We start from the raw sequence: 11,035 nt of genomic DNA, 5'->3' as shown, positions 1-11,035 counted from the left end.
TGTGAAGCTGGACCACTACGCAATCAAAGATTGCTGTGGTCCTACGCTTCAAAAGCCCGCTCAGCATATATATCCAGCCTTATATCACGTAATGATTGCATACTTACAATTCATTTCGCTTGAGCAAGCTAACGCAATATTTCAAGGCGTTCTCCGGCTTTATATCGTTTGCATCGCTTTATATCACGCGTTTCATTCACATGGCGCAACTCGCAGATTCGCTCTTGTTTTTTGGGCCATAGTATGTTAAAATATTAACATAAAGAAAGAACCGGAGGTGGCGGCGTGGAAAATAGAATAGGCGTTATAGGCATAGTGGTCGAGCATAGGGAAGAGGTGGCGGCTAAGCTGAATGACATACTCAGCCGGCACGCTGATATAATAGTGGGGCGTATGGGTATACCCTATAAAGAGCGCGGACTGTCGGTCATATCCCTTATAGTGGACGGCACGACCGATGAAATAGGTTCGTTGACCGGTCAGCTGGGCGCTTTGCCGGGTGTAAATGTAAAATCGGCTTTGACAAAATAGAATATATTTGAATGCTGAGATCAAGGGCTTGAGCCTGAGGTCAGAGGGGGTACATAGAACCTGTTCTGCATCTTAGGCGGGACAGGTTTTTATTTTAGAAAGAAGGATGCTTTATGGTAGAAGAAAGGATGAAGGCGGACTTTATAGATGAGGATACTATAAACCGTACGTTGGAGAAAGGCAGGAAGGCCACCAAAGCGGATGTGGAGCGCATAATAGACAAGGCGGCTTTGGCCAAGGGGCTGGATCCCGAAGAGGTAGCGGCGCTGCTATATGTGGACGACGATGAGCTGCTCGAGGGCATATACAAGACGGCTCGCGAGGTAAAAGAGCGCATATACGGCAAACGGCTGGTATTGTTCGCGCCGCTTTATCTAAGCAACTATTGCGTTAATAAGTGCCGTTACTGCGGTTATCACTACGGCAGCGACATAGCGCGCAAAAAGCTGACGATGGAGGAGATAGCCGACGAGGTGCGGGCTTTGGAGGCTATGGGGCACAAGCGCCTGGCATTGGAGACCGGCGAGGATCCGGTGAATTGTCCCATAGATTATGTGTTGGATGCTATAAAGACCATATATTCGGTGCAGCAGGATAACGGCGCTATACGGCGCGTGAATGTGAATATAGCCGCCACTACGGTGGAGAATTACCGCAAACTCAAGGCGGCCGGTATAGGCACATATGTGCTGTTTCAGGAGACCTATCACCGTCCGACGTATAAGCTGATGCATCCGGCCGGTCCCAAGTCCGATTATGATTATCATACCACGGCTATGGACAGGGCTATGCAGGGGGATATAGACGATGTTGGGATAGGCGTGTTGTTCGGACTGTACGATTATCACTTTGAGGTAATGGGTTTGCTGTATCATGCCATGCACCTCGACAGCACCTACGGTGCCGGGCCGCATACCATATCGATGCCGAGGCTGAGGGCAGCCGAAAGCGTCACGATGAACGAATTCCCTTATCTGGTGTCTGACCGCGACTTTAAAAAGATAGTGGCCGTTATACGCCTGGCGGTGCCATATACCGGTATGATACTTACGACGCGCGAGCGCCCGGGTTATCGCGATGATGTTATATCGGTCGGCATATCGCAGATAAGCGCCGGTTCATGTACCGGTGTGGGCGGCTATAAGGATGAATGGGAGGAATTCCTGAGCGGCCGGCCGCACGAAGAAAAAGAGAATACTGCCCAATTCGAGGTACAAGACCTGCGCAGTCCCGATGAGATAATACGCACGTTATGCGAGAGCGGGTATATACCGAGCTACTGCACGGCCTGTTACAGGAAAGGGCGCGTTGGAGACCGCTTTATGAGCTTTGCCAAGTCGGGCAATATACACAATGTATGCCTGCCCAACGCCATATTGACATTCAAGGAATACCTTGAAGATTACGCGTCGCCGCAGACAAAGGCGATAGGGGAGAAGGCCATCGAGCAGCATCTGAAGGATATAGGCAAAGACCGCATACGCGAGATCACAAAGGAACGCCTTAAGCTCATAGAGCAGGGTCAGCGCGATTTGTACTTCTAAACCCTTCGCAGACCATCTTTGTCGATAATCTTAAAGCTGTTTTTCCAATACTCGATAAGGCCGTCAGCCTTCATACGACTGAGCTCGCGCGAGAGGGCGCTGCGATCTGCTCCGAGGTATTCGGCCAGGCCGTTTCTGCTGAACGGTATGCAGAACAGATCACTGGCCTGCTTTCTGCTTTCATTGAGCAGGTAGGCCGCAATACGGCTGCGCAGGCTTTTTGTCGACAGATAATCGATTTTTGTGCTGAGCGCGATATTTTTCTGCGCTAAAATGCTGAGCATATTTTCTATCAGCTTTGTATGGAATGTGCATGATTTGGTGCACCTTTTTATAGAGGAGGCATAATCGATAAAAAGTATATCGGCGTTTGTTGCGGCAGTCACCGTAACGGGGCTTTCCTCTATGCCGGAGCAGACGAATACCTCGCTGAACGTATCGCCGGGCTTCAGATTTGCCATTATCTGTCGCCGGCCGAAAACATCATCCTTGGAAACATGCACTTCGCCGGACAATACGACGCCTATGTTCGAGATTTCATCACCGGTGCATACTATATTGGCTCCGCGGGCGAACGATGCTATATTTGCGCCAATGCAGCAAAGCATTGAGTCGAGATCATCGTCCCCAATACCCTCAAACAGCGGAGATTTTATATTTAATGAACTTATCATATTCTATTCCTTCTATTTTGTTGCTATGGCAACCGAAGTTATAGTTAAAATATATTATAATAACAGTACGAAATCAAGAGGAAATTTGGAGGAACAGAATATGTCAAATATGTTTTGCTTTCAGTGCGAGCAGACATCCGGCGGTAAAGGCTGCCGTAATGTAGGCGTATGCGGAAAGGATGCCGTTACGGCGGCGGCTCAGGACGACCTTACGCGCGAGATGATAGCGCTTGCCCGCGCGGCGTTGTCTGCCGGCCGCACCAAAAAAGCCGATGAGCTGATTGTTGACGGCTTGTTTACTACTGTTACTAATGTTAACTTCGATCAGCAGACCGTTTCCTACTTAAAGGACGAGATAAAAGCCGAAAGGGAGAGGCTTGGGGGGCAGCCGTTTGACAGGCCGCTTTTTGAGGGCGATACCGATATAGTATCGCTGCGCTCGACGCTGCTTTTCGGCATGAGAGGCATGGCGGCCTATGCCCATCATGCGCGCATACTCGGCAAGACCGATGATGAGGTGACCGGATGGTTCTACAAAGGGCTTTCGGAGCTTGCAAACGAGCATTCAACAGATGAATGGCTGGGCCTGCTGATGGAATTCGGAAAGATAAATTTCAGGTGCATGGAACTGCTTGACGAGGCTAATACCAGCGCTTATGGCAATCCTTCGCCTGTTAAGGTTACTTATAACATCGAGAAGGGGCCGTTTATAGTCGTCACCGGCCATGATCTCCACGACCTGTATTTGTTGCTCGAGCAGACCAAGGATAAGGGCATAAATATCTATACGCACGGCGAGATGCTGCCGGCTCATGCGTATCCCGAATTGCATAAATATCCCCACTTGAAAGGGCATTTCGGGACGGCATGGCAAAATCAGCAGAAGGAATTCAAGGATCTGCCTGCGCCTGTGCTGTTTACCACTAATTGTTTGATGCCACCCAAGGATAACTATAAAGACAGGGTATTTACGACGTCGGTGGTGGCATATCCGGGCGCGGTGCATATAACCGAGGATGAGGACGGTTATAAGGACTTTTCACAGCTCATAGACAAAGCCATCGAACTAGGCGGCTATCCCGAGGATAAGAGGATGACCGGCATAAACGGCGGCGATGTCTTGACCACCGGATTTGCCCACAATGCGGTGCTTTCGGTGGCCGACAAGGTTATAGATGCCGTGAATTCCGGTTCTATAAAACACATCTTTCTGGTCGGCGGGTGCGATGGCGCACGCCCGGGCAGGAATTATTACACCGAATTTGTAAAGCAGACGCCGCAAGACAGCGTGGTGCTTACGTTGGCGTGCGGCAAATTCCGCTTCAACGATATCGACGCCGGCGAGATAGACGGCTTGCCGCGCATCATGGATATGGGGCAGTGCAACGACGCATACAGTGCCGTAAAAGTGGCGCTTGCCTTGTCCGAAGCCTTTGGCGTGGGCGTAAACGATTTGCCGCTTTCGATTGTGCTGTCATGGTATGAGCAAAAGGCGGTATGCATACTTCTTTCATTGTTGGCGCTTGGTGTTAAAAATATCAGGCTCGGCCCGACGCTGCCGGCCTTCTTGTCGCCCAATGTGCTGCAGGTTTTGGTCGATAACTTCGGCATAAAGCCTATCACCACACCGGAAGAGGACCTTAAAGCGATACTAGGCTGATTAGGAATGAAGTAAAAGAGAACCGACACAAAGCCGGTTCTTTTTTTATGCGCATAACCATTGATATTGTTCATCGACTTGTGCTATAATAATGAGGCTGATTCTGGAGGTGATATATGATGAAAGAGAATATACATCCAACTTATTATAAGGATGCAAAGGTGATATGCGCTTGCGGCAATACATTTACAACAGGTTCCACCAAAAAGGAGATACATGTGGAGATGTGTTCGCAGTGCCATCCGTTCTTTACCGGCAAACAGAAGTTGGTGGATACAGGTGGCCGTGTCGAGCGTTTCAGGCAAAGATACGGCTTGAAGGAAGACCAGTAGGTCTGACGGTATGATAGGTTAGAGATCCTTTCTCTAGCCTTTCTTAATATTATTTTGTTAGTGAACATGGGGAGAAGGTAGACCTCTTTGAAAAAGACCAAAATAGGTGGGCAAGCCGTCATAGAGGGCGTTATGATGAAAGGCCCGCACAGCATGGCCATGGCGATAAGAAAGAGCGATGGCACCATAGAGGTGGTAAAAAAACCGTCAGTGCCCTTATCGCAACGCCATCCGTTGCTGAAATTGCCCATAATAAGGGGCATGGCATCGTTTGTGGATTCGCTTGTAACCGGCATGACGTCGTTGACCGATTCGGCCAAAATATACGGTGAAGGCATGGAAGAAGAGTATAAGCCGTCGCGCTTTGAACGTTTTTTATCGGAAAAAACCGGTATGAGCGTCGACGATATAGGCATAGCCTTCGCTGTGATCATAGCGGTTATATTGGCCGTGGCGTTATTCGTATTGCTGCCCACGTATGCTGCCGGTTTGCTGGAGCAGGCCATAACCAGCCCGCTGTTATTGAACCTTATAGAAGGCGTTATACGCATTGCCTTGTTTTTGAGCTATATGCTGCTGGTTACGCGCATGAAGGATATACAACGCGTATTCGAGTATCATGGAGCCGAGCATAAGGTTATACATTGCTTCGAGCATGAAGAGGAGCTTACAGTGGAGAATGCCAGCAAATATACCACCTTGCACCCGCGTTGCGGTACTAATTTTCTGTTGTTGGTGATGGTGGTGAGCATAGTATTGTTTGCTTTCCTCGGCTGGGGCAATATATTGTGGCGTACCGTAGGGCGCCTGCTTTTGCTGCCGGTGGTGGCCGGATTGGCCTATGAATTGATACGCTGGGCGGGCAGCAGCGATGCATTGATCGTACGCATAATAAGCTGGCCGGGGCTTATGCTCCAAAAGCTTACCACGCGTCAGCCTGACGATCAGCAGTTGGAGGTGGCCATAGCAGCGTTCAATGCTGTGGCAGAAGGGGATGTATGGATGTAGCTCGAGCGCTCGAATGGGGCGGACATATGCTGCGGGAGAGCGGCATAGATACGGCAGCCAGGGATGTGGAGATATTGCTGCAGGAGCTCCTAGGCATGAATCGCAGCGCATTATATCTCGACAGAAATCGCGCGCTTTTGCCCGAACAGGAGATGGTATTCCAACAATGGATAGAACAGCGCTGCGCCAGGATGCCCCTGCAATATATATTGCGTAAAGCGTGGTTTATGGATATGGAGCTTTACGTGGATGAGCGCGTGCTCATACCGCGTCCCGAAACGGAATTATTAGTGGAGGCCGTTGTGCAGGAGGCTAAAGGGATGCCGGAACCTCCGCAGATATTGGATATAGGCACGGGTAGCGGTGCCATAGCCATAGCTCTGGCCAGGTATATGAGCGGCTGCCGCGTGTGGGCAGTGGATATATCACTGGATGCCTTGGCTGTGGCGCGCATAAACGTGGAAAAATACGGCTTGCAACAGCGCGTGGCATTGCTGGAAGGCGATCTTTTTGAACCCGTCAAGGGCATGGCTTTCGATATAATAGTGTCCAATCCGCCGTATATAGCTCGGAACGATTTAATGGAGCTGGCGCCTGAGGTGCGTTCCGAGCCTGAGCTGGCGTTAAATGGCGGCCAAGATGGATTGGATTTTTACCGCAAGTTATGCCATGCCGGTGAGCTGCTAAAACCGCATGGTTTTTTAGCATTGGAGATAGGCTATGACCAAGGGCGGGCAGTGAGCGATATTTTGAGAAAATGCGATTTTAAGGATGTGCGGGTGCTCAAGGATTTTGCCGGCATGGACCGCATAGTGTTGGCGTATAAATGGAAGTAGTATATGAGGATGTGATATAGATTGCTGGATAGACTGGATAATATTGAGGAGCGATATGAACAGCTGAGCGTTAAGATGTCCGATCCTGAGGTTATTTCTCAGCAGGATGTGTGGCGAAAGCTGGTCAAAGAGCATTCCGATCTGGAGCCAATAGTAACCAAATATAGGGAATACAAAGAAGTGGTAAGGCAAAGGGACGATGTGCTGGCCATGATTAAGGAAACCAGCGATGCCGAATTGAAGGAATTGGCTCAGCAGGAGATGGATGAGCTTAAAGAGCGCCAAGATAAACTAGAAGAAGAATTAAAGCGCTTGCTGCTGCCCAGAGATCCCAACGATGATCGCAACGTCATAATGGAGATAAGGGCCGGCGCTGGTGGCGAGGAAGCAGCGCTTTTTGCTGCCAACCTGTTCAGGATGTATTCGCTGTATGCCGAGAGCCGCGGATGGAAGATAGAAGTGATGGATTCCAACTATACCGACCTGGGCGGCATAAAGGAGATAGTATTTGCCGTGGAGGGTAAGGGCGCATACAGCAGGCTCAAGTATGAGAGCGGCGTGCACCGCGTGCAACGCGTGCCGGTTACCGAGGCCGGAGGGCGTATTCATACGTCTACTGCAACGGTGGCTGTGTTGCCGGAGGCCGAAGAGGTAGAAGTGGAAATAAATCCCAACGATCTGCGCATAGACGTATATCGCTCTACCGGGCATGGAGGCCAAAGCGTAAATACCACCGATTCGGCCGTGCGCATAACGCATATACCGACTGGTATAGTGGTAACGTGCCAGGATGAGAAGTCGCAGCTTAAAAATAAGGATAAGGCTATGCGCGTTTTGAAGTCGCGCCTGTTGGCCATAGCTCAAGCCGAGCAGGATGCCCAATTGGCTCAGACCAGGCGCAGTCAGGTCGGTACCGGCGACCGCAGCGAGCGCATACGCACATACAATTTCCCGCAGGGCAGGGTAACCGATCACCGCATAGGGCTTACCATATACCAGCTCGAGGCTTTCTTGAACGGTGATATGGACGAGATGATAGACGCCCTTATAACGGCTGATCAGGCCGAGCGCCTGTCTCAAGCGGCTGTTTGATGGCTGCCACATGCGACGAGGCATGAGCAAATTAGCTGTCGATGATGATGGCTCCAGAAAATTTATACGAGAGAGGAGAAAATCGTGGAGAGCGCAACGTATCTCTTACAACTGGCTATACTACTGATAGCTGGACTGATAGGGGCTTATATATCAAGGAAGGTGGATCAGCCCAGCGTACTGGGGCAGATCATTATAGGTATAATAATAGGGCCGTCGCTTTTAAACATAAGCTTTATAACATCAGACACGACGCTGATAGAGGAGTTTGCTAATATAGGTGTAATGCTGCTCATGTTTATAGCAGGCGTGGAGACCGATCTCAATGAGTTGAGGGATTCGGGTAAGGCATCTATGATAATAGCGTCTATAGGCGTAGTGGTACCGCTGGTGCTTGGAGCCTTGGTGTCTATGATGGAGGGCATGGACATGATGACCGCTATTTTCATAGGCGTCATATTGACGGCTACCAGCGTCAGCATAACGGTGCAGGTGCTGCGCGAGATAGGCAAGCTCAAGACCAAACAGGGCGTGGCCATACTGGGAGCGGCTGTTATAGACGATGTGCTGGGTATTATACTGTTATCTGTAGTAGCTGGAATGGTGCGCCCCGGAGCAACAGAGAATATATGGTTGCTGCTGGGCAAGATAGCATTGTTTTTTGCTGGAGCAGTGGTAGTAGGCATTATACTCTACAGATTGGTTACAAGACTGGTCTTGAGCAGGATACGCATAGGCGAATCGCTGCTGACGCTGGCTTTGATATTCACATTCATATTTGGCTTTTTTGCCGAGTATGTGGGAGTGGCGGCCATTACCGGCGCATATATAGCCGGCCTCATATTGTCGGCCACACCTTATAAAAACCGCATATCCAACGGCACTCAAATCCTCGCCTATAATCTTTTTACCCCCATATTTTTTATAAACATAGGATTAGGCGTGAATGTCAGATTATTGGGCGACGTATTAGTATTCGGTTCGCTTTTGACATTGGCCGCTTTGATAGGCAAAATTGTCGGCTGCGGGGTAGGCGCTAAAATATCGGGATTCAATACTAGAGAATCACTGCAGGTGGGCATAGGCATGATGTCGCGCGGCGAGGTCGGCCTTATAGTGGCATCTTTAGGCGAGAGCATGGGCATTATAGGACCTGATGTGTATGCGGCTATAATAATGATGATATTAATAAGCACATTGGTCACGCCGCCGCTGTTGAAGATATCATTCAAAGAGAAACCGGCGATAGCTGCCGGGAACGCAGCCCATTAATTGTATGAGAAAGAGGGAGCTTTATGTTGGCTTTGTTTATTGTGCTCAATAGAACCGAATATCTTAAAGATGTGCTGAAAGCCGTAGAAGATATGGGATTGAGCTGTACCGTAATAGACAGTATAAGCGCCAATCAATACATTAATTTTTACAGCCCGAATACATTTGCCAGCTATAATGTGCCGGTAGTGGTGGGCAGTATGAGCATGGCTGACGATGACAGCGGTATAATATACAACAAGACGTTGATAATGCTTGTAGAGGATGAGGAGAAGGCTCAACAGGCCATGGAAACCGTAGAGAGCGTTGTAGGCGATATGGCAAGGCCTGGTACCGGCATAATGTTTTATGTACCGGTGGTAAAGGCTGTGGGTAAGTGAGGGGGAAGGATTTATGTATGTGTTGTTCATAGTGTTAAATAATGTGGATAAGCTGAAAAAGGTATTGGCGGCACTAAAAGATGTTGGCGTGCGCGGTGCGACCGTTATAGATTCGGTAGGGGCCGGCAGCATGATGAAAGAGGAATTCTCCAGTATGCCCATTATAGGCAGCTTCATGCGCAGCATGGAGGGGAATTATGGAGTCAGTAAAACTATATTTTCGGTTATAGAACGCGAAGAGCAGGTAAACGATGCTATGGCGGCAGTGTCGAAGGTGCTTGGAGATATGAACAGACCGGATACGGGTATTATGTTTGTCCTGCCGGTAGTGAAGTTCAAGGGCGGTGAGCTGGAGCGTCATATAGACCGGCGCGAGCGCCGCAATATTATACAGAAACAGTATGAAAGCGAATACTATTGATCCACAACCGGCATTGGCCGGTTTTTTTATTATTTGCTTAAGCGCACAACTACAATTGCTACCTTGCTGCAAAAATTAATAAAAGAACAGATTTGTAAGGATACCACAAAAGCCAGTATAGAGGCATTTATAGTACTCCCGATAGCGGTTGGGTTTATATTAACAACGTGGGATGTAAAGCTCATATTTTACGTTGCGAATAATAAGATAATAAGCAGGTTTATATTAACAATGTGGGATGTAGAGGAGTTGTCTAGCTTATACGGTGCCATATAGGGGCATGTAGTGAGGGTAAAGAACACAATGCAGATTGCGCTGGGGTGTACAATATACTGAAGAAGTATCTGTGTAGGATTAGCTTGGGCACGTCTGAGATATACCGACAGAATGGACATCGTTTCATCTTGAATCCGAAACCCGCCGATTTATTGGCGATATAGTTCACTAATCTGGCATAATATCATATATGCTCTATGATGCTAATATATTGTACAGTGAGATTCTCGCATATAAGCTGAATATAAATAAAAACGAGGTCATATATGAACAATATATTGCTGTACAGCATTATAGGGTGCTCGGCAGGCATAATAGGCACCGGATTGGGAGGGGCTATAACCTTGCTGTTCAGGCACCCCAGCCCGCGCTTTTTGAGTACCATAATGAACTTTTCCAGTGGCCTTATGATAGCGGTGGTAACGTTCGACCTGTTGCCCGAAGCCTTCAGTATAGGAGGGCTTGGCCAAGGATTGGCCGGCTTGCTGCTCGGCGTCGGCCTTATAGTCATACTCGACGGTTTTATGCCCAAAGCGTTAAGGACAGATATAAGCGATGTGCGTTCGGGCTATTTGAAAGCCGGCGTACTATTAGGCATAGGCATAGCAGTGCATAATCTGCCCGAGGGTATAGCCATAGGTTCGGGTTTTACAGTATATGAGCGGTACGGATTGGCGTTAAGCATGATAATAGCGCTCCATGATATACCCGAAGGGATAGCCATGGCCACACCGATGATGATGGGCGGCATATCGAAGCGTCTGGTATTTGCAAGCACAGTGTTGGCCGGCGTACCGACGGGCATAGGTGCCATAGCAGGATATTATCTCGGCGAGATGTCGCCTACATTTATAGCTGTATGTCTCGGATTTGCCGGCGGCGCCATGCTCTATATAACGTGCAGCGAACTGCTGCCCGAGTCAAGCAAGCTGTATAGAGGCAGAATACCCAGCATGGGCACCATAGCGGGCATCATACTGGGTATAGTGATATCATCTGTAATATAATC

13 protein-coding genes are annotated in these 11,035 nt (G+C 49.0%); 12 read left to right on the top strand and 1 reads right to left on the bottom strand.

Going from position 1 to position 11,035, the window contains the following annotated elements:
- The first annotated feature begins 285 nt into the window (after positions 1–285).
- Together JG770_RS01970 and hydG are read left to right on the top strand one after the other, a co-directional pair.
- A complete protein-coding gene (locus tag JG770_RS01970; protein ID WP_291954484.1) occupies positions 286–531 on the top strand; it encodes a TM1266 family iron-only hydrogenase system putative regulator in 246 nt (81 codons plus the stop codon).
- 113 nt (positions 532–644) lie between these two features.
- Positions 645–2,075 carry a [FeFe] hydrogenase H-cluster radical SAM maturase HydG gene (gene hydG, locus JG770_RS01965; protein ID WP_291954482.1) on the top strand — a complete coding sequence of 477 codons (1,431 nt, stop codon included), beginning with the start codon at positions 645–647 and terminating at the stop codon, positions 2,073–2,075.
- Here the strand turns inward: hydG and JG770_RS01960 are convergent.
- Entirely contained in the window at positions 2,072–2,749 is a 678-nt protein-coding gene (locus tag JG770_RS01960) for a Crp/Fnr family transcriptional regulator (protein ID WP_291954479.1), read from the bottom strand. The genes hydG and JG770_RS01960 overlap by 4 nt on opposite strands.
- A gap of 100 nt (positions 2,750–2,849) precedes the next feature.
- Here JG770_RS01960 and hcp point away from each other — a divergent pair, with 100 nt between their 5' ends.
- The 10 genes from hcp to JG770_RS01910 all read left to right on the top strand — a co-directional run bounded on the left by hcp (position 2,850) and on the right by JG770_RS01910 (position 11,033).
- On the top strand, positions 2,850–4,409 hold the full coding sequence (gene hcp / locus JG770_RS01955; protein ID WP_291954475.1) for a hydroxylamine reductase: 1,560 nt from the start codon (positions 2,850–2,852) through the stop codon (positions 4,407–4,409).
- A 119-nt stretch (positions 4,410–4,528) separates the two neighbouring features.
- Entirely contained in the window at positions 4,529–4,741 is a 213-nt protein-coding gene (gene rpmE, locus JG770_RS01950) for a 50S ribosomal protein L31 (RefSeq protein ID WP_041643755.1), read from the top strand.
- 87 nt (positions 4,742–4,828) lie between these two features.
- Positions 4,829–5,749, top strand: a complete 921-nt coding sequence (locus JG770_RS01945) for a DUF1385 domain-containing protein (protein ID WP_291954472.1) — start codon at positions 4,829–4,831, stop codon at positions 5,747–5,749.
- On the top strand, positions 5,740–6,585 hold the full coding sequence (gene prmC / locus JG770_RS01940) for a peptide chain release factor N(5)-glutamine methyltransferase (protein WP_291954470.1): 846 nt from the start codon (positions 5,740–5,742) through the stop codon (positions 6,583–6,585). The genes JG770_RS01945 and prmC overlap by 10 nt, the downstream gene beginning before the upstream one ends.
- Positions 6,586–6,606: 21 nt before the next feature.
- Positions 6,607–7,677, top strand: coding sequence for a peptide chain release factor 1 (prfA, locus tag JG770_RS01935; protein ID WP_291954467.1), 1,071 nt, complete (start codon positions 6,607–6,609; stop codon positions 7,675–7,677).
- 84 nt (positions 7,678–7,761) lie between these two features.
- Positions 7,762–8,949 (top strand): cation:proton antiporter, encoded by a 1,188-nt coding sequence (locus tag JG770_RS01930; RefSeq protein WP_291954464.1) that lies wholly within the window; start codon positions 7,762–7,764, stop codon positions 8,947–8,949.
- 23 nt (positions 8,950–8,972) lie between these two features.
- Complete coding sequence (locus JG770_RS01925; RefSeq protein WP_291954460.1) at positions 8,973–9,329, top strand: hypothetical protein; 357 nt, start codon at positions 8,973–8,975, stop codon at positions 9,327–9,329.
- A 13-nt stretch (positions 9,330–9,342) separates the two neighbouring features.
- Positions 9,343–9,750 (top strand): P-II family nitrogen regulator, encoded by a 408-nt coding sequence (locus JG770_RS01920; RefSeq protein ID WP_291954457.1) that lies wholly within the window; start codon positions 9,343–9,345, stop codon positions 9,748–9,750.
- A 33-nt stretch (positions 9,751–9,783) separates the two neighbouring features.
- A complete protein-coding gene (locus JG770_RS01915) occupies positions 9,784–10,026 on the top strand; it encodes a hypothetical protein (RefSeq protein WP_291954454.1) in 243 nt (80 codons plus the stop codon).
- A gap of 266 nt (positions 10,027–10,292) precedes the next feature.
- Entirely contained in the window at positions 10,293–11,033 is a 741-nt protein-coding gene (locus tag JG770_RS01910; protein ID WP_291954452.1) for a ZIP family metal transporter, read from the top strand.
- Positions 11,034–11,035: the final 2 nt, after the last annotated feature.

The sequence above is a fragment of the Mahella sp. genome (assembly GCF_020054945.1).
Classification (GTDB): Bacteria; Bacillota; Clostridia; order Mahellales; family Mahellaceae; genus Mahella.
This window is presented reverse-complemented; position numbering and strand designations above follow the sequence as displayed.

Bases quoted from the DNA above. Each gene is read 5' to 3' on its own strand.
- JG770_RS01925 (WP_291954460.1), top strand. From the start codon at position 8,973: ATGTTGGCTTTGTTTATTGTGCTCAATAGAACCGAATATCTTAAAGAT.
- JG770_RS01910 (WP_291954452.1), top strand. From the start codon at position 10,293: ATGAACAATATATTGCTGTACAGCATTATAGGGTGCTCGGCAGGCATA.
- hcp (WP_291954475.1), top strand. From the start codon at position 2,850: ATGTCAAATATGTTTTGCTTTCAGTGCGAGCAGACATCCGGCGGTAAA.
- JG770_RS01960 (WP_291954479.1), bottom strand. From the start codon at position 2,749: ATGATAAGTTCATTAAATATAAAATCTCCGCTGTTTGAGGGTATTGGG.
- prmC (WP_291954470.1), top strand. From the start codon at position 5,740: ATGGATGTAGCTCGAGCGCTCGAATGGGGCGGACATATGCTGCGGGAG.
- rpmE (WP_041643755.1), top strand. From the start codon at position 4,529: ATGAAAGAGAATATACATCCAACTTATTATAAGGATGCAAAGGTGATA.
- JG770_RS01920 (WP_291954457.1), top strand. From the start codon at position 9,343: ATGTATGTGTTGTTCATAGTGTTAAATAATGTGGATAAGCTGAAAAAG.
- hydG (WP_291954482.1), top strand. From the start codon at position 645: ATGGTAGAAGAAAGGATGAAGGCGGACTTTATAGATGAGGATACTATA.